General features: G+C 43.2%; 21 protein-coding genes. 17 read left to right on the top strand and 4 right to left on the bottom strand.

Going from position 1 to position 25153, the window contains the following annotated elements:
* Nucleotides 1-181: 181 nt before the first annotated feature.
* From D6V41_RS09565 to D6V41_RS09615, 11 genes are all read left to right on the top strand, one after another.
* A complete protein-coding gene (locus tag D6V41_RS09565; protein ID WP_136251292.1) occupies nt 182-2167 on the top strand; it encodes a PQQ-dependent sugar dehydrogenase in 1986 nt (661 codons plus the stop codon).
* A 195-nt stretch (nt 2168-2362) separates the two neighbouring features.
* Complete coding sequence (locus tag D6V41_RS09570; protein WP_136251293.1) at nt 2363-3145, top strand: PRC-barrel domain-containing protein; 783 nt, start codon at nt 2363-2365, stop codon at nt 3143-3145.
* Nucleotides 3146-3303: 158 nt separating this feature from the next.
* Nucleotides 3304-3762, top strand: coding sequence for a pyridoxamine 5'-phosphate oxidase family protein (locus D6V41_RS09575; protein ID WP_168711006.1), 459 nt, complete (start codon nt 3304-3306; stop codon nt 3760-3762).
* Nucleotides 3763-4014: 252 nt separating this feature from the next.
* Entirely contained in the window at nt 4015-4680 is a 666-nt protein-coding gene (locus tag D6V41_RS09580) for a hypothetical protein (protein WP_136251295.1), read from the top strand.
* 34 nt (nt 4681-4714) lie between these two features.
* Nucleotides 4715-6067 carry a hypothetical protein gene (locus tag D6V41_RS09585; protein ID WP_241664505.1) on the top strand — a complete coding sequence of 451 codons (1353 nt, stop codon included), beginning with the start codon at nt 4715-4717 and terminating at the stop codon, nt 6065-6067.
* Between the two features lie 15 nt (nt 6068-6082).
* Nucleotides 6083-7531 carry a coiled-coil domain-containing protein gene (locus tag D6V41_RS09590; RefSeq protein WP_136251296.1) on the top strand — a complete coding sequence of 483 codons (1449 nt, stop codon included), beginning with the start codon at nt 6083-6085 and terminating at the stop codon, nt 7529-7531.
* A gap of 45 nt (nt 7532-7576) precedes the next feature.
* Nucleotides 7577-9595: a formylglycine-generating enzyme family protein gene (locus tag D6V41_RS09595; RefSeq protein WP_136251297.1), complete on the top strand. Its 2019-nt coding sequence runs from the start codon at nt 7577-7579 to the stop codon at nt 9593-9595.
* A gap of 49 nt (nt 9596-9644) precedes the next feature.
* On the top strand, nt 9645-9800 hold the full coding sequence (locus D6V41_RS18170) for a hypothetical protein (protein WP_168711007.1): 156 nt from the start codon (nt 9645-9647) through the stop codon (nt 9798-9800).
* A 15-nt stretch (nt 9801-9815) separates the two neighbouring features.
* Nucleotides 9816-10739 (top strand): MotA/TolQ/ExbB proton channel family protein, encoded by a 924-nt coding sequence (locus D6V41_RS18340; RefSeq protein ID WP_241664506.1) that lies wholly within the window; start codon nt 9816-9818, stop codon nt 10737-10739.
* A 61-nt stretch (nt 10740-10800) separates the two neighbouring features.
* On the top strand, nt 10801-11868 hold the full coding sequence (locus D6V41_RS09610; protein ID WP_136251298.1) for a vWA domain-containing protein: 1068 nt from the start codon (nt 10801-10803) through the stop codon (nt 11866-11868).
* Nucleotides 11865-12815, top strand: a complete 951-nt coding sequence (locus tag D6V41_RS09615) for a vWA domain-containing protein (protein ID WP_136251299.1) — start codon at nt 11865-11867, stop codon at nt 12813-12815. The genes D6V41_RS09610 and D6V41_RS09615 overlap by 4 nt, the downstream gene beginning before the upstream one ends.
* 87 nt (nt 12816-12902) lie before the next feature.
* Here the strand turns inward: D6V41_RS09615 and D6V41_RS09620 are convergent, their stop codons facing one another.
* Complete coding sequence (locus D6V41_RS09620; RefSeq protein ID WP_206663255.1) at nt 12903-14129, bottom strand: carbohydrate porin; 1227 nt, start codon at nt 14127-14129, stop codon at nt 12903-12905.
* Nucleotides 14130-14388: 259 nt separating this feature from the next.
* Here D6V41_RS09620 and D6V41_RS09625 point away from each other — a divergent pair, with 259 nt between their 5' ends.
* The 4 genes from D6V41_RS09625 (at nt 14389) to D6V41_RS09640 (ending at nt 17833) form a co-directional block, all read left to right on the top strand.
* Nucleotides 14389-14619, top strand: a complete 231-nt coding sequence (locus D6V41_RS09625) for a FeoA family protein (RefSeq protein WP_136251301.1) — start codon at nt 14389-14391, stop codon at nt 14617-14619.
* A 41-nt stretch (nt 14620-14660) separates the two neighbouring features.
* On the top strand, nt 14661-16478 hold the full coding sequence (gene feoB, locus D6V41_RS09630; protein ID WP_136251302.1) for a ferrous iron transporter B: 1818 nt from the start codon (nt 14661-14663) through the stop codon (nt 16476-16478).
* Between the two features lie 163 nt (nt 16479-16641).
* Entirely contained in the window at nt 16642-17502 is an 861-nt protein-coding gene (locus D6V41_RS09635; RefSeq protein WP_136251303.1) for an ATP-grasp domain-containing protein, read from the top strand.
* 115 nt (nt 17503-17617) lie between these two features.
* Entirely contained in the window at nt 17618-17833 is a 216-nt protein-coding gene (locus D6V41_RS09640) for a hypothetical protein (RefSeq protein WP_136251304.1), read from the top strand.
* 11 nt (nt 17834-17844) lie between these two features.
* Here D6V41_RS09640 and ribA read toward each other — a convergent pair whose 3' ends face one another.
* Together ribA and D6V41_RS09650 are read right to left on the bottom strand one after the other, a co-directional pair.
* Nucleotides 17845-18462, bottom strand: a complete 618-nt coding sequence (ribA, locus tag D6V41_RS09645) for a GTP cyclohydrolase II (protein WP_136251305.1) — start codon at nt 18460-18462, stop codon at nt 17845-17847.
* A gap of 59 nt (nt 18463-18521) precedes the next feature.
* On the bottom strand, nt 18522-21455 hold the full coding sequence (locus tag D6V41_RS09650; protein WP_241664507.1) for an EAL domain-containing protein: 2934 nt from the start codon (nt 21453-21455) through the stop codon (nt 18522-18524).
* A gap of 289 nt (nt 21456-21744) precedes the next feature.
* Here D6V41_RS09650 and D6V41_RS09655 point away from each other — a divergent pair, with 289 nt between their 5' ends.
* Nucleotides 21745-22134 carry a c-type cytochrome gene (locus D6V41_RS09655; protein WP_136251306.1) on the top strand — a complete coding sequence of 130 codons (390 nt, stop codon included), beginning with the start codon at nt 21745-21747 and terminating at the stop codon, nt 22132-22134.
* A 175-nt stretch (nt 22135-22309) separates the two neighbouring features.
* Nucleotides 22310-23002, top strand: a complete 693-nt coding sequence (locus tag D6V41_RS09660; RefSeq protein ID WP_136251307.1) for a glutathione S-transferase — start codon at nt 22310-22312, stop codon at nt 23000-23002.
* Nucleotides 23003-23032: 30 nt separating this feature from the next.
* On the opposite strand, the gene recQ is transcribed toward D6V41_RS09660, so the two are convergent.
* On the bottom strand, nt 23033-24868 hold the full coding sequence (recQ, locus tag D6V41_RS09665; RefSeq protein ID WP_179952551.1) for a DNA helicase RecQ: 1836 nt from the start codon (nt 24866-24868) through the stop codon (nt 23033-23035).
* Nucleotides 24869-25153: the final 285 nt, after the last annotated feature.

The following is a 25153-nucleotide window of genomic DNA, read 5'->3' on the forward strand; positions in this document are numbered from 1 at the left end:
CTCGTATCAGCAGAAAATTTGAAAATGCTCTTAACATTTGTCTTAGGCGCGAGCAAACGCTAAAAAATAAGGTTTTTGGAAAATTTATGAAAAGCAATGTCTAACAATTTGCGCTAGCGTAGTAAAGACGCACTTTTACACGGTAAACAGTGAATAATAAAAAGATAAAGAGACATCATCAATGACGATGCCTACGTTGCTATTTTTTGTTGAGACTCAACTCGCTAATACCCAATGCGCTGATACCCAATGCGCTAATACCCAACGCGCTGAAAAGAAAAGGCATTTAATTAAACAAATGCTGAGCCTTTTATCGTTAAGCATCAGCTTTTTATTCGTCTCTTATGCGCTCTCGGCTGAGCAAGCCGATTCAGAGGAAAGCGCCATGTTGCAAGCAAATATAAAGGTGCAAGCAAGTACTCCTCTCAGCAAAGGTGAGCAGATTTTCAAGTCGCAATGCGCCGCCTGTCATCTCTTTGAACAAGATGCCATTGGTCCTAAATTAGGTAATATTCCAGAAAACGTCAGTGATAATTGGTTGGTGTCATTTATCAGTAACTCAGTTGCCTTAGCGGCTTCTGGTGATGAACGCGCTATTAAAGTCACTGAATCCAACGCTGGTGTTATGCCAGCATTCTCTTTTAATGCAATCGAGTTGAAAGCGCTTATTGCTTACATTCGTGCAAACCAAATATCTGCATCTGAGGTGACTGCGATCAGTAAAGCGGAAAAGCAAGCCAGCCAGCATACTCTGGAAAAGCTCGAAAATACTGCGCTTGAGGATCCCATCATAGCGAGTTCGACAAAGGCAGATTTTGCTCTTCAAATTTCACCTTTCGCAATAGTACCTGCCACCATGAGCTCCCCGCCAGCGGCAAAAATAAATAAGTTGGAAGGGTTTTTAGTGGCTGGAAACGCTTCAGAAATTCATGTTAATCAACGACTGTTTGTTAATGATATTCGCGGGATAATTTACGAGCTGGTACCTACACCCGATAGAATAGACAAGCAAAATTTTCCCTATTCCACTCGCGTGTTACTTGATTTGCGAGAACACATTCCGCTGCTGGCAAGTGAACCCGGTTTTGCTACAGGTTTAGCCAGTTTTACCTTTAGTCCGAATGTGCTGTCTGATGGACTGATATATACAGCGCATGCAGAGTTTCCGTCTGAAAAGAAAGTTGATTTTGCCTTACCAGAAGGCGAACAAGTGAGTTTTCATTGGGTGCTAAGTGAGTGGAAGTTCAATCCCTCTATGACAAGGATAGAGCCGACTTCGCAACGCGAACTAATGCGCATGCATGTTTTCGGCACATCTCATGCGATACAAATGATAAGTTTTAATCCATTCGCCACACCATCAGACGAAGACTATGGTCTCTTATATATAGGCGTGGGTGACGGTAGCGCAAGTTACTACAAAAAGCCGGAACTTTTTGTCGGTGAAGATAAAATTTGGGGAAAGCTTTTGAGGATCGACCCGAAAGGTGACAATAGCAAAAATGGTCAATACGGCATTCCCAATAGCAATCCTTATGCAAATCAGGGCCTGACAGAATCGACCCTGGGTGAGATTTATGCGTCTGGTTTTCGAAACCCTAATGTTTTCTCATGGCTATCGTCGGGTGAACTGATATTAGCCGACATAGGCCATTGGAATATTGAAGAGTTGAATATCGTTGAGGCAGGCGCAAACTACGGATGGCCTCGCTATGAGGGTAGCTTTATCTTTGATATTAATGGGGATCAGAAAAAGGTTTATAAATACGCTCAGGATCGTCAAGCTTTCAAACAAGACAATTTTCGTAATCCTGCACTTGAAATGGACCATGATGAACTATTGGCAATTGTTGGAGGTTACGAGTATTCAGGAACAAAAGTACCTGCTCTGCAAAATAAATACGTATTTGGCGATATTGTGCACGGACGTATATTTGCAGTAGAAACATCCGATTTAATTCATCAGCCATTTGAGGCCGTCGATGCATCGGATATTTTTAGTTTGGATGTAGTCATAAACGGTGAAAAAACCAGTATATCTGAACTTGTTGGCCAGCAACGAGCCGATATTCGAATAGCTCAAGACCCATTAGGAGAGCTCTATATCATGAGCAAGTCCAACGGCGTCATTTGGAAAATGACGAACGTTGTGACAAATTTTCAATAAGTCGACACCCTGTTTCTCAAATGGATAACCTTGCAATTGTCTGCTGATTAGGGTTAAGTAAATCATATTCTGATTGAAAATTTTCAAAATCGAAATTTGTATTTTCGATAATTCATGTCTTAACTGTATTGATAGCGGAGCGTGTTTATCTTTGTTCATTAATTCTCTGACATGGACACTTTAAGGGAGGCAACAATGTATACCACTGTTAACCATTTACTGAAATTTAGCGTAGACGCCACTGACGGCGATATCGGTTATGTGAAAGATATTTTATTTGACGATGCGCAATTTACAGTTCGTTATCTAAGCGTTGACACCAAGCGTTGGATGCCTCTTTCCAAAAAAGTGTTAATAACGCCTGTGGGTATTAAAGTATTTGATATTACAGATAAGGTTTTACACGTTGCGATGAAAAAAGATGACGTGCTAAACGGCCCGGAGATTGAAGATCATCTGCCCATATCCAGAGAATTTGAGCAAGTGTTCTTTGACTATTTCGGATATGGCTATTACTGGAACGGGATGGGGCTTTGGGGAGATTTTTATGATCCGACTGCACTTAACCCAATGGATACAAAGGCCAATCGCGAAAAAGAAAACGAAGATATGGACGATCTTGAGCAAATCCAAGATAAAGAGGAAAGCGGTAAACCAAATCTACGCTCTATTGATGAAATCCAGCACTACGATATTGTTGAAAAAGATGGAATGAAAGGGCATGTTCACGATTTTGTCCTTAATACAGATACCTGGAAAATTGAATTTCTGGTCATTGATACTCGCAATTGGTTGCCTGGAGGACGAAAGGTACTCTTGCCCAGCGAATTCATTCAATCCTTCAGTTGGAAAGATCAGGCTGTATTTTGTGACATCGAAGTGCAAGACATTGAACAGATACCAGAATATGACGAATCTCAAATCAACAGCAAGGAATACATAAGCCAGGTAAAAATTGCTTGCGATAACACGCGGTAATATTGGCTATATTGCCTGTAATTTTTTCCTGGTTCAAACAAAGCGCATTAACGATATCTCCCTGCAGAGCAAGGATTTTGCGAACTTTGCTTTGGCACAGCCTTTGATACATGGTAAGCACATATCGAGAAGTTAAAGGCAGTGCAGGAGATATTAATATGGCAACTTCATTACAAACAGAGCTTTTCAAGAAAATATTTGAAAGCCCTAACATGATGGTAGGGCTCAATCGAAATGCTGATCATAGCGAACCCATGCATGTGTGCCTGGAAGAAGAGAACCAGTCACAATTTTGGATTTTTACAACAAAAGATAATCGTATTGCTGGCGGCGGCAAAGCGATGGCACAGTTTGTTTCACAAGATCATAAATTATTTGGCTGTTTTTCAGGCAAATTGGAAACAGAGACAGATAAAAAAACGATCCAGCATCATTTCACTCCATCAATAAGTGCCTGGTATAAAGATGGCATGTTAGATGAGAACCTTGAAGTTTTACGTTTTGATGTGGAAAGTCTGGAAATATGGGAAAAAGACCCCTCCACGGCAGCCAAGTTAAAAATGGCGATTGGGGCTAAGGTAAGTGAAGATGAAGTAGGTCGTCACACCATCGTATAAATTAAGTCATCTCTCCCAATTTAAAAATGTGTTCACAATTTGCACCTCTCTACGGTTTGTAGGAGGTGCTTTTTTATGCTCAGCAGGCTTAAGGGATCACAGCGAACGGACTATCGATAAATGTGAAATGATTAATGTGAAATAAATTATCACCATTTAATTTGCGTGAACTTGCTTGTGCTAAACTACTCTAATAATTAACGAAAGAACGAATTGGTAGATTGCGCGACACTTTGTGCATAAGAATGGGTGATGAGAAATATAATTCAACGATTGAAATTTGCTTGCAAGAGCAGTTGCGAATATCAAGCCTTTAAAAAATACTTCGGCCCCCACATTTATGCATTGTTGATGGGGGTAACAGTAGCATTTGGCCCTGTTAGTAAGGCCACAGCAAGGCCAAGCGCATCTCAAGTGACTGCGACTGAGGCAAGGACATCTACGTCGAACAATTCGGTCTCGACCGAAGCCTATGATTGTACCCAAGTGACCATTGATGAACTGGATGAAGCGCTACTGACGCGAGAGGAACGTATAGCTCGCATGGACAACTCGCTCAGCGAATCGATTGATCAATACTCGGTTTGCATGAGCGCGGTGACAAGTAATGCATCTGAAGCCGGCGGTGGACAGGGCGCTGATGGACAAGGCGGTGCTGGTCAAAGTGGTACGGGTGATGCGGGCGGTGTGTCTGGTGATGATCAAAATCAATTAGGTCAAGCGCAAGACTCACAGGCAGGTTCAAGAGCTGTAAATTCCCAAAGTAGCACTTCAACGCCTAAACCACGTGGCGTGATTGCGCCAAAAGACAATGATAGTATTATTTGTACTTTGCTGTATAACGAAATTCAAAGTGCCTCTGGTGCATCGCTAGAGGGCTTAAAAAAACAATATGAAGATTACAAATGTGCAGGATAATGGCATTTGTTAGCGCCAATGGAGAAGTGAAGGCATGCATGTAAGCAAGCGTTTTGAAAAACAAGGCTATCGATTTTGGCTAAAACACTTGGCTGTAAAGGCATTTTTGATCGCGTATGGCCTTATGGTGTTAACGGCTTGTCAAACGACAGGGCGCTCCGATTCACCACTTTTGGTTGGCCCATCAATACCGGTAAATCCAATTTCTGACTCAGAAAATGAAAAGTTAATGAATGCAGAAGTCTTTTTGGATGTAGCCGTACCTATTTTTGACCCTGGTTTTCCAATAGATAGTCGAAGCGGCGAAATTGACTATGAAGAGCTGGATGATGAGGGAATTTGGCCGCAATTGCGTCGTACAGAGGCAAAGTTATTTGCAGTAGAAACGAAAAATGCTTTGCAGAGTAAAAAAGTGTTCGGTTCTGTTTCAGTGGTACCTGACTTGAGCACCCCTTCTGATCTATTCGTTATAGGTACGATTAATCACTCTGATAGCGAAGTTGTCGGATTGACTATCACGGTGGCTGATAGCAGTGGTGAGATTTGGGGAACAAAAGATTTTGCCCATGAAGTGTCTACCAACTTCTTCAGAGACCAGAGAAATCAGGGTAAAAACCCATACCAACCTGTTTTTGATCAAGCCAGTGACTATGTTGTTTCTCTGCTTTCCGAGTTAAGCGAAGACGAGAAACAACAAATTAAAAATATGTCTTTAATGCGCTATGCGCAATATTATTCGCCCGATGCCTTTGCTCGTTATATCGAAAGCGATATTAAACGAAAAAATGGTCAGCGATACTATAAATTTGAGCTTACCGGCATGCCCGACGAATCAGATCCAATGCTACAGCGTATTAAGGAATTACGCGCGCAAGAGCTTCTATTCGTAGACAGGTTGCAGAATAATTATGAAGAGTTTGAGGCAGAAGTAGAGCCTTCATACCAAACCTGGCAAGAAGAAACCTTACCCGAAATACAAGCCGCCAGAGATGCCGCAATCAAGCGTAATGCAAGCGCCGCGTTGGGTATCGGATTAGGTATCCTGGCCGCTATTTTAGCTGCCAAAAGTTCCGAAAAAAGTCGTGATGCAAGCAGAAGTGGTTCTGGAAGTGGTGGTGTTGGTCAGGGCATTGGGGCCGTGGTTGCGGGCGTAGGCGCAGTGGCCGCAATCAACGAAGCCTTTAAATCCAATTCTGCTATGAAGGTACACAGCGCCGTCATTGAAGAAAAGGGCCAGGCGGTGGATTTAAGCGTGGGACCAACAGAAATGGAGTTTGAAGACCAAACGATAGAGCTTCAAGGAACTGCTCAGGAACAATATTTACAGTGGAAAACGCATTTACGGAAAATCTTTGAGCTTGAGCGTACGCCTGATACGCAATTATAAACGCAGACTGACTCCATGAGTATGCAATCCTCTCCCGATGCGTTTATTCAGCAGCAGCAAAAAGCCCGAGCTGTGCGTATTCGCCGTTTGTTTATTGGTTTAGGCGTTTTACTTTTACTGGCCGTTGCAATCGCTGCCTTTCTCGCGTTTGAGCGAGCGACGGATAGCGGTAAGCAAGGTAGCGTAAAAGTGAAAGTCGATGCCGAGATTACGGCTGATTTTAGCAGTGAAGAGCAAAATTTAGCGCGCGACAGTTTTAAAGACGCATTAAGTCAATTTGAACAGCAATATATGCAAACGCTAGCGCTGGAAGATATTCAAAATTTTGCACCTAAGCGAGTGAAGCAAATAAGCACAGACAAAGAGCGAGCCTTAGCGCTTTTCGCCAATGCTGCATTTGTACAGGCGCTTGGCAAATTAAATCAAGCCCGAGCCGAGGCTGCCGACCTTATCAATGACTGGCACACCGCTTACTCAGATAAATTACAAGAAGCAAGTACTTACTATTTAGAAGACCGAATACAGGAATCAAGATTAGCGTTATCACAAGCTGACAAAATCAAAAACAAACATCCAGACAGTGATGAGCTTCGTTCACAACTGGCCGCTTACGATACCGTTGCCACCTTAATAGCCGATTTAGAAGTTGCTCGACTGGAAAATAATCTGGAAAAGCAGGTGGCTATTATGCAGCAAATACTGCAAGCCGATCCAACGCGGGACGAATTTAAAGCGCCTTTAAGTCAGGCTGCCAATCAACTGACCGAGCGGCGGCTCTCTCTTGCGCTAGGCCGCGCAGAAACTGCATTAAACGCACAAGATATTAACGCTGCGCAAACCTATATTCAGCAGGCAAGAGCCATTCAGGCAAATGCAAAAGGTATTGAAGTACTGTCTGCTCGCTTAAATCGCCTGGTATCGCTACAAAGTTTAGACAGCTTACATAAACAGATTGAGGATTTAAAAGCGCAGGATGCATGGCAGGCTGTATTGCAAACGGCGAAGCGAGGTTTGGAAAGCTTTTCTCAAGATGCGCAACTTAAACGCTCAGCTGATCAGGCGAATGCAATTTTGCGAGCTCAACAGTCTATTTTACGTTTTACTTCACAGCCCGAAAGGATTGCAGATGTGAACATTCGGCAAGCTGCTCAAACTACCCTTGAACAATCTCTATTGTTGCTTTCTGAATCACAAGCCTTAGCAGGACATGCGCGAACGCTGGCGACTTATATCGATCAATATAGTGTTTCGCTTCCTGTGACGGTTAAATCGGACGGGCAAACATTTATTAAGGTCATAGGCGTTGGCGTAGTGGGAGAGGTTGAAGAAAAAGAAATCCAATTGACGCCTGGCACCTACACGTTTGAAGGTTCCAGACAAGGGTATCGCTCAAAACGAGTCAATTTGGAAGTGGGTGAGGCATACCCGAATACGATTACCCTCGTTTGTGATGAAACAATTTAAAAAGCGTACTGACACGTTTAAATCATTAATAAAAGAAACACTACAATGACAGATAGAGCAGGGATTGACGAACAAATCAAACGTGCGCAGCGAAAGGGCGCAGGTATTTATGTACTTGGCGCTGTCGCTACGCTTTTGGTGGTAGGCTCAGTGCTATTCTGGCTGTTTTTGGTCAAAGGGTATTCACTTATAATTGGCCCCGATGAAGCATCAGACAATGCCCATGTCAGTGTAAGATCGGGAATTGCCTGGGCGAGTAATTCACAAATCTTTATCGTCGGATCTGAGGCGTCAATTGATGTAAGTGCAGCCACGTTTGAGACAAGTTCGCTCACAATTAACGACTCAAGTCCAAGCACAATTGAAGTGATACTTGAACCTTCTCCTGCTCACGTATTGGCCGAACTTGACATAGCAGGAGAGACAAGCTGGTACATCAATAATGAACTCGTTCAGGTTGGAAAGGACCTTGATTACAAAATTGCTCCTGGCGAATATGAATTAAGCGTTGAGAATCCTTATTTCATGCCATGGACTACGAATTTTGTCGCTGAGCGCGCTAAAACGATTAGACTCATGCCACAGTTACAAAGCATAAAGGGAAGCATTGCTGTCAATTCTGAGCCGCTGGGGGCGGCAATATCTATCACGCCTGTTACATCTGCATCACAGAATTCTCAAGAAATTAAAGCAAGTACGCCGAGCTTTGCCGATCTATTTGGTGGTGAGTACCAACTCACTCTTAATTTAAAAGATTATGAAAGCGTGACAGAACGCTTTGAGATCACTGAGGCAAGGCCCGACCTGACTCGCAACTATCAATTAAAACCGGTGCAGGCTTTCTTAGATATTACTGCCAAACCAGATTCAGGCGTGCTGTTAATTAATAATATTGAAAAGTCTTATGGGCAACATTCAGTTGATGCCAAGCGAAGCCATCTTATAGAGTATCGCTTGCCCGGTTATTTTCCATATACTGAAAATGTAGTACTTGCCCCGGGCGAGAACAAGCAAATTAATATTGCGCTTAAGCCCGAGCTTGGTGAGGTGGAAATCAATGTTAATACCTCGGCGGATTTAAGCATTGACGGTAAATCCTTTGGTATTGTTGGACCTGAGACTCACACACTCTCACTGCCTGCTAAATCAACCCAGTTACAATTTTCAAAAGCCGGTTTTCGCAGTGTTACTCAGTCCATCCAGCCAACAAGTGCACGTAAGCTGAACGTTGCGGTAAATTTGTTAAGTGAGTTTGATGCCCGACGCGCGGAGGGTCGACCATTAGTCGCGACTCAACTTGGCATTAACTTGCTGAAATTTTCTCCCGATGCCTATGTTATGGGTTCACCACCAAATGAAACCGGGCGAAGACGCAACGAGCATCAGGTGTCTGTGGATTTTAGTCGAGATTTTTGGGTATCGGCACATGAAATTACCGAAGCGCAATTTGCTACCTTTGAAGGAAAATCAAGCAACAGCGCCTTACCAAAAACAAATGTTACCTGGGAGCAGGCCGCGTTATTTTGTAATTGGTTGAGTGAGCAAGAGGCGCTATTACCCTTTTATATTGTTCAGCAAGGGCGAGTCGTAGGTTATGACCGCTCATCTCGCGGCTATCGCTTACCGACGGAGGCAGAATGGGAATGGTTGGCTAAAAAGGCCCGCCGTGCACGCTCGACGGTGTACGTTTGGGGCGACCAAACTCGCATACCGACAAATGCCGGAAATTTTGCTGATCAAAGCAGTAAGGAATTAATCAAGCTCGATAATTACGACGATAAACAAGCAGGTGTGGCAGAAGTAGGCAGTTTTAAAGCCGATCGCTTGGGACTATACGATTTGGCGGGCAATGTCAGCGAATGGGTAAATGATTATTACACAACAGCCTTGCCCGATATGGTCAATACGCAAACTGACTACATGGGAGCGATAAGAGGTTCACAGTATGTGGTGAAAGGTGGAAATTATACAAGCGGACGATTACGTGAACTGCGGGCAGCATATAGAGAAGTCGGTGAATCAGCCAAACCTACGATTGGTTTCAGAATTGCGCGTTATGATTAAGCGAAAGGTAATTTACGGGCGCTAAGTAGAAATGAAACAGGAAAAACGCATGAAAAGTCCAAATAAACGACAGTTAGGTGTGCTCGCGCTCATCATGGTGGTAGCGCTGGGGCTAAGTGTAGGCGCTCAAGCGCTGATGAATAGTCAAAGCGCACCAGCAAAGATAAGCCTGGATTCTCCAGCCACCTTTCCCAGCGATATCTAAATAAAGGAATAGGCCATGAGCCATAGTACATCAAGCAGCACAGCGAGCTCTAACATGAATCCCTCACCGGTAATATCACTTGCGGTATTTTTGGGTATTGTTGTCATTGTTCATTTTTCTTACCAAGGTTTGGTTCGCCCCTTTGCTGAGGCGGCAATCGCTGCACAAGGAAGCGGTGCGACAACAAACTTGTGGGTCATTTTCAAAGATTTTGAACAACAAGCGAGCGTTACTATCGGGTTTTTTTGTGCGTTTTTAATTATTTATAAATACCAGCGTATTGTGTTAAAAGAAGAGCCTTTGTTTACCATGGATTACCTGGCCGCGCTTACGCCCAATCATGCTTCACCAACTGGCAATCAAAGTAAACACGATGCTTTACCTTCAATAGCAGATACAGACCCTCTAAATGTCAATGAAAGCACCACCGCTAGTGTTGATATATCAAACGCGCCGACAGCAGAAGACGAAGCCGAAAAAATAGATGTCGCAAAAGCGCTGAAAGAGCTCGAAAGTAGTCGCTATGCAGAGAATTCTTCCATGGCAACATGGATCAACTGCCTCAGACGTTATAAAAACACCCAAAACGTGCAACACGCGAGTCAGGCTATTTCTGATAGTGTAGAAACGCTTGCTGCGCAGCTAGAGTCAGGAAACAGCATGATACGCTACTTCATTTGGGCCATTCCAAGCATTGGCTTTATTGGCACGGTAAGGGGGATTGGTTCGGCACTGGCAAAAGCAGAAGAGGCGGTTCAAGGGGATATATCTGGCATGGTTGATAAGTTGGGTGTGGCTTTTAACTCTACACTTGTATCTTTACTTATCTCTATTGTGCTGATGTATTTGTTGCATGTGCTGAACAATCGGCAGGACGAAATGGTGATCAATACGCGCAAAAACTGTGAAAAGCATTTACTTACTCGTCTTCATGATTAATGGACGCAACAGCTAATTATGCGGATTTTAATTTTTTTAGGTATTTTTTAGGTACTTCATTATGCTGAAGGCGCGCCGCGAACAAGGATTTAATTTAGCTTTCTTAGACGTAATGGCTTGCGGCCTTGGCGCGGTTATTTTAATCCTCATATTGGTAAAATTTAGCGCCAATACAGATATTCCTGTTGATGAAGTGAATCGTCTAAAAGAAGAACTTGCCGCGACTTTGAATCAGTCAGACTCACTTGAACAAAGCTTGACGCAAAAACAGCAAACCTTGGCGCAAGAGACTGCAACACTTGAAGAAATACAGAGCCGCCTTCAGGCGCTCAAAGTGCAACAAGAGGCTATCACTCGCGCGTTAAAAGACGAGATTGCCGTAGTCGCAGATCTGGAAGATGCCATTGCAGCAGCAGGGCCTCTGGTGGCAGATGACCCGATCGCGATACAGGGCGCAGGTGAAGAAAATTATCTCATTGGGTTGAAAGTAGAAGGTAAGCGCATAGGGATATTGCTGGATATGAGCGCATCAATGACGCATGAACGTTTAATTGATGTGATAAAAGCCAAAGTCGGTAGCGACGCCCAAAAACAAACAGGCCCTAAATGGCAGCGTACACTTAGCATTTTAAATTGGCTATTGGCGCGCTTGCCTCAAAACAGCCAGGTTTCAGTTGTGGCTTATAACGATACCCACAAAGTACTGGGGCAAGCAGTAAATAATCAAAATAATGCGGCGCAACTGAGTGAAATTGTGAGTCAGTCGATGGCGCTAATCCCCACTGAGGGCACTAATTTGCAACAGGGACTTGCCGCACTGCGTCAGGTGATGCCTGATGCCAGTAGTCTTTATATTATCACTGATGGTTTACCCACTTACGTTAACGCAAATTCGGGCTTTAATGAAAGCCGAAGTTGTCGACCTATTCAATCCAAACAGGCAACCATTAGCGGCGAGTGTCGTGTGAGTGTGTTCGGTCACACCATGCGCTTCAACCCTTTCACCAGTGCAACAACAAACATTATTTTACTCCCGCTAGAAGGCGATCCCGCAGCTCCTGCCCTTTATTGGAGCTGGGCAGACAGTACACGTGGAACCTTCATTTCACCAGCAGGTACCTGGCCATGAAAAGTAAACGAGCGCCGGTGGAAGTCTTCAGCTTGTCGTTTTTAGATGTGATTTCATGCGCCTTTGGCGCAGTGGTGATGTTAATTCTGCTGGCTAAAAATGGCGAGGACGGAGATTTTAATGATGTAAGCCAGATATCTAGTCTTATTCAGTCATTAACACGAGCTGAAGCACGCGTATCAAATTTGCAAAGCGCAATTGCTGAACAAGATACTTTAATTGCAAAAGCACAGGCTCAAAGCGCAAGTAATGCTGCTGAAGCTGAAAATCTGGAAGCACGCGTAGCTCGAGCGCAACGTGATGTCGCTTCATTAAGCGATAAAGCGAGCGGTCTGGAGCAGGTGAAAGAACAGCGGGAACGTGCTGCGATTTCAGTAAACGATACCGAGGAGCGCAGTGACGAAGTAGGCGGTATACCGGTTGATGCTGACTACGTCATTTTTATCGTAGATACCTCTGGCAGTATGAAGGCCATGTGGCAAAAAGTGCTGCAAACCATGGATGAAGTGCTAAACAATCATCCGCAAGTGAAAGGCTTTCAAATTATATCGGACAATGGCGAGTTTTTGGTTAATACCACCCGAGGGCAGTGGCGAAGTGATACGCCGGGTACCCGTCGCGCCATGTTGGCAGCAATGCGAAATTGGGGAGGCTCCTCAAACAGCTCACCGGTTGAAGGGATCGAAACCGCGCTACGGTTGTATGGGCCACGTTTTAATTCTCTTGCTCTTTATGTACTGGGAGACGACTATTCCGGCGGCTCTTATGATGAAACCCTGGCACGTATCAATCAACTGAATACAAATAATCAAGGTAAAAAAATAGCACGTATTCATGCCATCGGCTTTACCCGATCACAGGGGCAACTGACGGCTGATTTAGTCAAATTTTCCACGTTAATGCGAGAGGTTAGCCAGCAGAATAATGGGACCTTCATCGCCCAATAAAAAAACGCCCAATAAGAAACGTACAATAGAAAAACACAATTAAAACGTCTGAAAAACTAAGTTTCAGTAACAACAAGCCCATGGAGTTTAAAAACTTAAGGAAAGGCGCAAGCCAGTTATTAGCGCATTTTCCTGTTCAAACCCAGAAGGTTCTACCACGTATTGCAACATGGGCTGTAAGGTAATGTATTTGTTTACCGGCGCCTGGTAGCTTAGTTCAAGGTTAAGTTCACCGTTGGCAAATTGAGCAGGTAAGCCTTCATTATCTAAAAGCCCTTCCATGTTAGTAAATCTGTCGCCAAGACCAGTATAGGCAAATGCTAAACCAAAACTATCGTTCGGACGTTGAGCGCTAAAATTCGAAAAGACCAGTCCTGCACTGGCAAAGCTATCATATTTGTTAAATTTGTCATCGCTTAATCCTAAGCGAAAAAAGCCATGTACTTTCAAACTATTTAAAGCGTTAAGGGTGTCAGGGCTGATGAGCAAACGTTCATGCCTCAAATACAGACCAAAATTTCCGCTTTTACGATCAGCACGTTCAGATTGGTCAATTACTTGTGATTTTGAATACTGCCATGCGCCAAAGAGCCACCGAACATTGTCAATAGTGTATTGCCATTCAGCTATCGTAAACACACCTTGTTCTAAGTCCAAATCAATGTCGACTGCATTTGGGGATTCCGGATCGCCGGGAAAGCCATCCATCATGGCGATTAAAAATTGATGATGCGCATTTATTTGATATTTGTAGCGCAGGGCAAGGCTATAAAAAGGATATATCGAAGGGCCGTTTGCGCCAGTTAGACCAATATCGTTGCCAATGCCGTGTCCACTGTTGATAAAAAGATTCGCGCTTTCAAGCACGTCAAATTCAGCGTTAATATCATATAAGCCAAATAAGAGCGCACTGTTTTTGTATTGTAGGTCTATCCATACTTCAGCCAATTTGGTAAACCGAGCCCCACCCTCTAGGTTAGACACGATATGATCATCGCCAACAATATCTTGTGAAAAACTATGCCCGTTGCTGTAGATGGCACTCGCATAATAACTGATTGACGTGTCCTCGCTAAAAGTAAAGTTGTCATCAACACTTAAGCTTAACAAGTCTACGTATTCTGTGGCGCGGGCTTTGCCGCCGGAAGTGTTTTTCAACAGGTCGATGTCGTATTGCGCATTCAACGACTGAGCGTGAATCACGCCTATACATGATAGGTATAACAACAGGCCTTTACTCGTTTTTTCAAACAATGCAGCGAGCAAAGCATGCTTTTCAGCATTTCTTTTAGTGCGGGTAATCGTATTAAACAACAAAACGTCTCAATTTTAATAAATTAAATCAAATTAAATCAGATTGATAGTTTTCTATTATAGCATTATGCCAGCAATTAAATGACCTTCAGCACAAATAATGAACGAAGATAAATATGCGCTAAATAATGCATGAAAATGATTACTGATTTACATCAAAGATTAAGTGATAATTGTTCGCATTTTCGTTCGTTGAGCGTTATGATTACTATCTTAAAAAAGAAGCAGTGCAATTTTGCAATGTGTGAGGAGAAACGCGATGACGATTTGGGATTTACCCAAGCAAAGCCGCGCACAAATTAGCGGTTTAAATCAAAATATATCATCAGACCTCAGGCAGCGCCTCGAAGAGATGGGCTTTGTAGAAGGACAAATTGTGCAGTGTATGAAGCGCACTCCCTTTAAAGGCCCTTTAGTCATTCAACTGCAGGATTGCATTTACTCCGTGGACAAAGCACTGGCAGAACAAGTGCAGGTAAACGCTGCGTAAGGCGTTTAAAATCTCAAGCTAATCATCACGCAATGAGCAGTATGCAAAAAATCATTCTTGTGGGGAAACCCAATTCCGGAAAAAGCCTTTTATTTAATCAGCTCACTGGCTTGCGTCAACGTGTCGCAAATTTTCCGGGCGTTACAGTAGAACTTAAGTCGGGTAAATTTGATCAATTCGAGTTGGTCGATTTCCCCGGAACCTATTCGCTTAAGTCTATTTCCCAGGATGAGAGCATTGCTGTTGATCAACTGCAACAGGCAGTCAAGTCACCAGACACCAGCTTATTAGTGTGTAATTTGGATGCAACCAAACTTGAACGAAGTATGGTGTTCGCCTTACAAGTTCAGGCTTTGGCAAAAGAACACGGTAAAGGCTGTGTGTTTGCACTCAATATGATGGATGAAGTCGCTCGATTTGGTTTTGAGTACGACGTTAAGGCTTTGTCAGCAAAATTGGGCTCACCGGTTTATGCGATTTCAGCCAAAACGCTCATTGGAATAAGTGAATTTACCAAAGCGCTAAAAGAACATGCTGCAAACCCTCAAAGTGCAAGCGTGCAAACAACTGAGCTTCATGACTTATCTTACGTCAAGGCTGCAAAACAACTCGCTGAAGAATTTGGGATCAAACAAGATCTTGTTCTAAAAAGGCAGACCAAACTCGATAACTTTTTGCTAAATAGTGTATTGGGTGCCGTCGCCTTCGCCGCTATCATGTTTTTTCTTTTTCAGGCTATTTTCACCTGGGCGGCACCCCTTATGGATGCTGTCGAAGCAGGTATTGGATTTTTGGCCGCGGGTGTCTCATCACTTTTACCAGAAGGCGTATTTAACGATTTTGTGAATGATGCTTTATTTGGAGGCGTAGGTGCCTTCCTGGTTTTTGTGCCGCAGATAATGGTGCTAACACTGATTATTGGCATACTTGAAGACAGTGGATATCTGGCAAGAGCCGCGCTGATTTGTCATAAACCTTTAAGTTTATTCGGATTGTCTGGACGCAGTTTTATTCCCTATTTATCCGGCCACGCCTGTGCAATACCTGCCATTATGGCCGCACGAACAATCGAATCGCCGCGTAAACGCTTGATCACGATGATGACTGTGCCTTTAATGTCATGCTCGGCTCGATTGCCTGTTTATGCGCTTTTAATCGCGGTGTTTGTGCCAGATACAAGCTACCTGGGTGGCTGGGTGAATTTACAGGGAGCGATATTTTTTGTGCTGTATTTTGGCGGCATTATCACTGCGCTTATTGTGAGTAAAGTACTTAACATTTACATCAATCAAGATGAAAATAAATCCGATCTGCCCTTTATTCTGGAATTACCCACCTATCGTTTGCCGCACTGGCGACCGCTTGCTTACAAGACGCTCAACAGCGGCGTATACTTTATAAAACGGGCAGCGCCCATCATTTTCGTTGTTTCGGTTGTCATATGGGGCTTGGGTTATTTTCCGTCGAATGGAAATTTGCAAGAATCTTACCTGGCAAGCATTGGCCGATTTATCGAGCCTGTGTTTGAACCCATGGGAATTGATTGGCGTTATGCGGTTGCAATCTTGGTGTCTTTCCTCGCCAGAGAAGTGTTTGTTGGCGTGCTGGGCACGATGTTCAATATAGCAGATGCAGAAGAAAATACAGCAGGTCTTGCAGAGCAAATCCAGGCAGATGGCTTTTCGCTTGCATCAGGCATAGCCTTGCTGGCTTTCTACGTCATAGCGCTTCAATGTGTCGCCACAGTGGCAACCCTTAAAGGTGAAACCGCTAAAAATCGCTATTCATGGGGGGTATTTGTTGCCTATGGACTATTGGCTTACGTAGTAAGCGTATCCATATATACCATTCTCGCATAGTTTAACAAGTACCATAAAAAGAAAGGTAAAAAGAAGGGCAAAAAGAAAGGTAAAAAGAAAGGTAAAAAGAAGGGTAAATACCATGAGGCGTTTACGAGAACGCTAAAATTCTTTAATCTGTAAGCTGATTCTGTAGCCTTCTGTTAAAGCTGAGTATGTATTGATGCCGCGGTGTGCCTTTTTAAGCACTGATAATCTTGAAAACTTCTTTGTTTACGACGATTTAGTTAAACCTTTTCTCCGCAGGCTTGGCTGGGCTGTGGAAGACGTATCGTGGAAAAACAAATACATCGACTTTAATCAATTTGATTTGGTTATAGTGCGCAGCACTTGGGACTATCAAGATGACCCTGAAGCGTTTTTAGCATGCCTTGAAAAAATAGAGGCGTCATCTGCAAGACTGGAAAATCCCCTTGCCCTGATGCGATGGAACCTTTCCAAGGCCTATTTGCGAGACTTACAAATGCAAGGCGTGTCTATACTTCCCACTTTGTGGCACAACACTTTTGACTTGGCATGTATCAATCAAGCGTTTGAATACTTTCAAACGCCAGAACTCATTATTAAGCCCTTAGTAAGTGCTAATGCCGACTTTACCTACCGTTTTTCACAAAACGACCAGCCGCTTATCTCAACTTTTGAATCGCAATTTAAACATAAGCCATTTATGATCCAGGCATTTGAAACCTCAATTTTAGAAAATGGTGAATACTCACTTTTTTATTTTGCGGGTACCTTCAGCCACGCTATTTGTAAAAAGCCTGCTGAGGGTGATTTTCGGGTTCAGGAGGAGCATGGTGGCCAAATCAAGGCGGTGCAAGTTTCTGAGGCTATGCTGGAAATGGGACAAAACACAATGGCCGCACTTCCATACAATGCACTTTACGCAAGAGTTGATATGCTCGAAACGGCGCGCGGTTTGGCAATTATTGAGGTTGAATTAATCGAGCCTTCGCTCTATTTCAACATGGATACAGATTCTGCCAAGCGCTTCGCAGATACTATACACAAATATTATGCGTAAACGTCTCATGCAGGGCATCAAATGGTCGATATAAAGACATTAGGTGAGAAATCAGGTGTGTTTAGCTACTAAACCCCTTTTTATTCAGAGCGTCAACCTTAAAGGCAAATGTAGAATGTTTTTTATTATCCGGGGCAAGCTTAACATCACGAACTATTTCGCATTCATGGTGCTTTCAACCCTGTTACTCGTTTCAGTGGTCATTGGCGCATACTTGCTTCCCCACGACAAGTCTGGCGTGGCACTTACTATGGCCATATTAAGCGCGATATCTCTAGGTTGTAGCATGAAAGTCATCTCCATGACTCTTGAACAGCCCATGGATGAATAATACTGGCTGATTTATTTTAGTTTGTCGGGGTCAAAAGCGTGGCCAAGCTTGGATGTTTTCGTCATCAGGTAATGCTTGTTGTCTTTGGTCACTCCGTGGTCAATGGGTTTGCGCGAGACGACTTTGATACCCATGCCTTCTAATGCGACGACTTTTTTAGGGTTATTTGTCATCAACTCAACTTGATTGACTCCCAAAGTCTCGAGCATTAATTTGCAAATACTATAATCACGCAAATCTGCATCAAAGCCGAGATGCTGATTGGCTTCTACAGTATCGAATCCTTTATCTTGTAGGGCGTACGCTTTAATTTTATTTAATAAACCGATGCCTCGTCCTTCCTGTCTTAAATAGAGCAGCACGCCAGAACCGTGTGCAACGATATTTTCCAAGGCGCGCTCAAGCTGAAAGCCACAATCACATCTCGTGCTAAACAGCGCATCTCCAGTCAAACATTCGCTATGAATACGAATTGGAACGACACTATCTTTATCCCAATCGCCGTACGATAAAGCCACATGCTCTTGCTGTGTTGCGGTTTCCACAAAACCGTGAATTTCAAAATCCCCATATCGGGTAGGTAACTTGGCTTTGCTTACAAATTGATAAGGCGATGTGCTTATGGTCATGATCATCAACTAAACTTCAGGAACTTCCTAATTTGGGGCACTTTTAATCTTTTCAATGCTCAGGTTTTTAATAGGTCGGAATAAGGGCGATATTGTGCCAGAGAATGAGGCTTGGCGATATAAAAACCCTGCGCAAAGTCTACGCCCAGTTTGCCGATTTGGACCATGATGTCCTTGCTTTCAACAAACTCAGCCACCGTTTTAATTTTCATGGCGTCTGCAACGTCACGTATTGACGTTACCATGGCAAGATCAATCTTGTCGTGCAATATATCTCGGATAAAGTTACCGTCAATTTTCAAATAATCCACGGGAAGATGCTTTAAATAGCTATAGCTTGAAAATCCGGTTCCAAAATCATCTAACGCAAAGGTACAGCCAAGTTTCTTAAATTCTTTCATGAACTCAATTGCATCTTTGATTCGGATTATCGCCATGGTTTCGGTAACTTCAAAACACACCTTTTCATGGGGGATGAGATATTTTTCAAACGCGTTTAGTAAAAAGTAACGAAAATCCTCATCAGATAAAGAAAAGCCCGATAGATTGATATTCACTTTACCCAATTGCTCAAGATACTCAGTATGAGAATTCAGCCAGGAAAAATAGCTTTCGATGACGACTTTATCGATTTTATGGCTGATGTTTGCTTTTTCTGCAGATGGCATAAAAAATTCTGGCGCAATGAGTGCGTTGTCACTCGTTCGCATGCGCACCAGAATTTCATAGTAGTCTTTTTCATCTGTTGAGTTAAGCGGGCGATAATGTTGATAAAACAACTCAAAGGATTCGTCTTTAAGAGCGCTTTTAACTTCATTTATCCAGTATAAATCCCGCTTATAACTTGAATCCATACCCATATCAGGCGAATAAATGTGAATTTTGTCACGACCGTTTTCTTTTGCAATCAGACAGGCGGTATCGGCATAACTTAATAATTCCTCTGGGCTTGGGATGTCACTTTCATATCGGGCAATGCCGATACTGACGCTTTGCCGAAAACGGTGCTTATCCCACTTAAACTCAAAAGCTCGGACTTTTTCAAGAATTCTGACAGACAAGTCACTTAACTGCGTTTCATCATCATACTCAATAAGCAAGCCAAATTGGTCGGCACTTAAGCGAGCAAAAGGATACTTGTCAGACACGACATCAAAAAGCTCATGCGATAATTCTTTAATGAATATGTCACCGGCTGAGTGGCCGCAAGTGTCATTTATCAGCTTAAACTGATCTACGTCTATAAACACCAGGGCAAAATTCTGAGGTGTTTGTTCAAACTGCTGAATTCGCTCGTTCATTAGTTGCAGAAAGTAGCGTCGATTATACAGACCGGTGAGCTGATCATGGGAATTAAGATACTGCAGATTAATTTGATGCAAGCGTCGTTCTGTAATATCAAACAAAGAACCAAATTGAAGCAGTTTTCCGTCAACCTTTTTTAACTGACAGGAAATGCTAAACCAAAACTCGGTCTCATCCTGTCGTTTGCCTTTAACCTCTTTGCCTAACACCGTCTGTTGAATACTTAGTTCACCCAACAACAAATCAGCGTCCTTCGAATTGACGAACAGATCGGATAAGCGCTGTACGTTCTTTAAAAACTGATCGCTGTTTTCATAGCCAAACAAAGCACAAATAGCAGGGTTTACGTGGATAAGCTCTCCTTTAGGCTCTGCTGTGTATAATCCCTCGGCGGCGTGCTGAAACAAGTCATTGTATTCTTGTAGCTGCGCAATTTTTTCCATTTGATTACGAGACTTTAAGGCCTGAATGGACTGCTCTCGACTAATAATGGCGACCCCAATCAGCATGACACCCAAACAACTGAAAATAAAAGGATAGGGTGCTGAGTAAGATAAGTGACTGGTGTTGTTTAAAAGCGTATAAAGTTCTATTAAACCAACCAGGCCGAGCGCAATCCACCCTAGAAAATAAATAACCGCACTTCGAAGGTCCAGGCCTTTTCGATAGACCAGCGTTGCCAGTATTTTGCTGGCAAAAAAGACGCAAGAAAATAGAATGAGAGAGATTAGCTGGTAAAAGTCATTAAAAATAAAAATGCCGATTAAGGGAAACAGCAACATGACATAATGGGCTCGTAGCCATATGTCAGAAACCGGTTCAAACACAATCCGTGTAATTTTAATGGCGGCAAACAGCATGATCGTCAGGCTGATTGCGGTTAGCTCTGCTGCAAAGGCCGGCACTCTAAATAGCATCGGGAGAATGCCTTCAGTAGAAAGCATTGTGGTCATAGCGGCCGTTGCAAACACACAAAACCAAAAGCGAGACGGCGCATTACGCAAAATATAAGTCAGCAAAAAATAAGTGGCCAAAAGTGAGAGACCGCCACTCATGGCGCCCAGCAATATCAGTCTGATGCTAGCCTGCGCGGTGTAAGCTTCAGACTGCCATAATTCGATGGGTATAACAGATAAGCCATCATCCTGTATTTGCAGATAGACAGTGAGCGTGCTTGCACTTCGTGAATTAAATGACATCTTAAAGCCATTGCGGCTAAAACTGGCAGTGCTGATCCCGTCTTCCTGTAAACGCGAGGATTGCACTATCCTTAACTGTTCATCAAGCAGATAAGCCTCTGCTCTGTCGATAAAGGTATTTCCAGCAACTAAGGTGAGCAATTTATTACTATCTGAGGGGTTGCTCACTGAAAATCTCAGCCAAAGTGATTTTCCAGAGGGAATATCCACAATTTCCTTGTGCGTTTGCCACTCTTGCTCTTTTAAGACGTCTGATAACAAACGCGTTTCATCCGTGATAAGAAATTCCGCTTTTTGGGTTAGATTTAACACTTCCTCAAATGCGACATCAACCTTTGCTTGCTCAGTTTGCGCATTGGCATCAAACACCAGCATCGCCCAGACAGCGAGCATAAGGCCAGCAAACGGCAGATATTTAAACACATTTGCTGAGCATTTTGATGAAAATGCCAAGATAGCAATGCGATATAAAGCTAGGTTAATCGTCATTCAATCAGTCTTTACTTCCGAGGTTGACGGTATGTCTTGCGTAGCAACTTTTGGATAATAGCAGAAATTCATGGACTTATAACACTATCATGACGCCTGAACGAAAAAACATACCGTATGGCAATGAATAGTGGAATAACTAACTTAAACAGAGTGAAGCAATCCTTGTTTGTAATGAGCACGACAACGCCATGGAAGCTTTACGAGTGATACTCAAGCCGAAAGCTATGATATGCTTAGTGGCGAATGAGTAAGGTATCACAATCATCAATACGCTTTGGGGGTGAACATGGGCTGTACTAGTTTTCTTTTGAACGTCATTTATGTGAAAAAAACAGTAAAAGCCTTAAGTCTGTCAATCTTGGGTTTAATTGCCTTGCTGTTTTTAGGTGGCTGTAGTCAGGGAGCGGCGTCTGGCAACATTGAAGCCGGTGAAGAAAAATCGGCAATATGCGCGCAGTGTCACGGACGAAACGGGATTTCAATTGTGCCCATCTATCCTAATTTGGCCGGTCAAAAAGAGCAGTACCTTGTCCTCTCACTGAAGGCATATCGTTCAGGCGAACGGGTTAATATGGCGATGACTCCGCACGCCCGCAAGCTTTCTGATGAAGACATTGCTGATCTTGCTGCCTATTACGCAAATATGGACCCGCGGGGCGCAGATGCTGCTCAGTAATACAATTTACTGACAGTTGATTATATTTTATGTAATACAAGCCGAAACTTTTTTATATGCTTTTCTATAAACTTTTCTATGTACTTTTCTATATATTTTGCAAAAAGTTGCAAAAAGCAAACCAAAACTACGCATTAATAGTAAGCAAGTAACACCTCACTAGTTGGAAGAATACATGTTTACGCTTCACCATTTACAAGATTCACGTTCTCAGCGCATTGTTTGGCTTTTTGAGTTGATGGGAGCCGATTACGACATTAAAGCTTATAAGCGCGACCCGAAAACCAGCCTTGCGCCAGAATCATTTAAAAAACTACATCCTTTGGGCTCAGCACCGCTAGTTTCATTCAACGACGAGACCATAGCCGAATCTGGTGCAATCTGTGAATTTGTGCTGACTAAAGCAGGTAAACAGGCGGATGCTGTATCGGCAAAAGAGCGTTTGCTTTGTTTGCATGACGAAGATAAACACTTAAAGGTACAGTTCTGGTCACATTACAGTGAAGGAAGCTTTTTACCTCCTCTTGTTACTGCGATGGTATTAAATAAAGCTCGAGCCAAAGCAAAACCCTTTTTTGTTAAGTTTATTGCCAATAAGATCATTGATGCCATTATGGATGCCTACTTTGACAAAGTCATTAAGCGCAACCTTAAATTTGTAGAATCCCATCTTGAAGGCAAGACGTTTTTTGTGGGCGACGAGCCGACGGTAGCAGACGTGCAAATGAGTTTTGGCTTGGAAGCTTTGGAAAAAAGTGGAAAGCTCTCTTCTTTTCCGAATATGACAGCCTATGTGGCAAGATTGCACGCAATGCCATCTTATCGAAAGGCGATGGAAAAAATGGCTGCTGCGGAAGCGAGCTTATAAAATAGAGTTTTTCAGGTACGCGTGCGCTTACTAACGTGATGCCTGATATTCTTTAATTAAGCTAATGAATGCGTCACCATACGATTCTAATTTCTTCTCTCCTACGCCAGTTACACTTAAAAACGCGCTGGGTGTTGTAGGTTGTATTCGTGTCATATCAGCTAAACTGGCATCGCTGAAAATAATGAATGCCGGCATATCCACTTCTTCTGATATGCGCTTTCGTAGCGCTTTTAATTTCTCAAAGAGTTTTGAGTCAACGTTACTTGGGACATATTTATCTTTTTTGCTCTGCGTAACTGAAAACTTAGGTACAGCCAGTTCAAGCCGCCTCTCACCTTTTAACACGCCGCGTGCTGAAGAGGTGAGGCATAAAATTCCGTTTCGCGTCATATCAATTCGAATAAGACCAACGTGGATTAATTGCTGAATAATGTTGTGCCAGTAATTTTCGCTTTGCGATTTCCCAATCCCGTAAGTAGAGAGTCTGTCATGCCCGTGTTCAAGAATTCTCTTATGCTTTAAGCCACGTAAAACATCAATAACGTGCTGCGCTCCTGTATCCAGTTTAAGTCGATATATGCAGGAAAGCACTTTTTGAGCATCAACGCTGGCATCAAACATCTTGGGCGGGTCGAGGCAAATATCGCAATTTCCACACGGCGTATCACGATAGTCAGCGAAATAATTCAGTAACACCTGGCGTCGACAGGTTTGCGCTTCGGCAAATGCTTCCATGGCCTCGAACTTTTGCATCTCAACCGCAAAGCGTTCTGGTGAACTGCCATCTGCAATCCACTTTTTAATTCTGGCGCCGTCACGTTCATCATAGAGCAATAAAGCTTCAGCAGGCAATCCATCGCGTCCAGCTCGCCCTGTCTCTTGATAAAAGGCTTCGACTGAACGCGGGACATCGTGATGCACAACAAAGCGAACGTTCGATTTATTGATCCCCATGCCAAAAGCAACTGTGGCAACTACAACCTGAAGCTTGTCTTTAAGAAACTGGTTTTGCACCAATTCGCGCATTTCAGACTCGCGGCCTGCATGATAGGCATCACATCGAATACCGGCCATTCGCAACTTTGCGCTTAATTCGTCGACCTTTTTCCGACTTCCACAATATACAATTCCGCTGTTATTTCCTTGCTGACGAACAAACGCTAAAACCTGCTCATAACCCTTATACTTTCTTAAAAGATTATATTTAATATTTGGGCGATCAAAGCCTCCCTTGTAAACAAAGGCATCGGGCATGTTGAGTTGATATTGAATATCCTGCTGTGTGGCCAAATCAGCGGTGGCCGTGAGCGCCATCATCGGAACATCAGGAAAAACGTGCTTCAACTGACCAAGGTTACGATAGTCCTGTCGAAAGTCATGGCCCCAATGGCTGACGCAGTGCGCTTCATCAATCGCTATGAGCGATATATTCAGTTGACGAAGCTGATTTAAAAAATAAGGTTGTAAGGCCCGTTCGGGAGCAAGGTAAAGTAAATCAATTTCGCCCGACTTCAGTTTCGCTATTGTTGCTGCCGCGACTTCTGGTGTTAAAGACGAATTTAAATACGCCGCGCTTACCCCTTGTTCTTTGAGTTGTTGCACTTGGTCCTGCATTAATGAAATAAGCGGCGAAATTACAAGCGTAAGACCATCTAACACTAAAGCAGGAACTTGATAACACAAGGATTTACCGCCGCCAGTGGGCAATAAAATTAAGCTGTCATTCCCGATTAGCGCTTGCTCAAGCACCTCCCACTGTCCTTCGCGAAAGCTATCGTAGCCAAAGCTCTGCTTAAGAACATTTAAAGCTTGCTTGTAAAGCGCTGTATTAATTTCGGGGATGGCGGTACTGGCTGCGTGCACGTTTTTTCTTTTTTTAGTAAATGTTGTAAGAGCGTGTTCTAGTGTACCGTTTTAGAAGCTGAAAATCATGGTGTCCGCGAGATCAGTTTACAAGAATTTTAAGAAGAGACCTTACTTGCTATCCATATATGCTATCGCATTCTTTCATTTGCTTATAATCAGCCTTTGCTTCACAATCCGCGCTACCTGAAACTTGGCAGTTAACGTGCAGTTAACGTGCAGTTTACAGCATCACATGGTTAATTTGCTTAGCTGTTTTTTTAAAAGATACCGTTTTGTATCAGA

It is taken from the genome of Ningiella ruwaisensis (genome assembly GCF_004798935.1).
GTDB classification, from domain to species: domain Bacteria; phylum Pseudomonadota; class Gammaproteobacteria; order Enterobacterales; family Alteromonadaceae; genus Glaciecola; species Glaciecola ruwaisensis.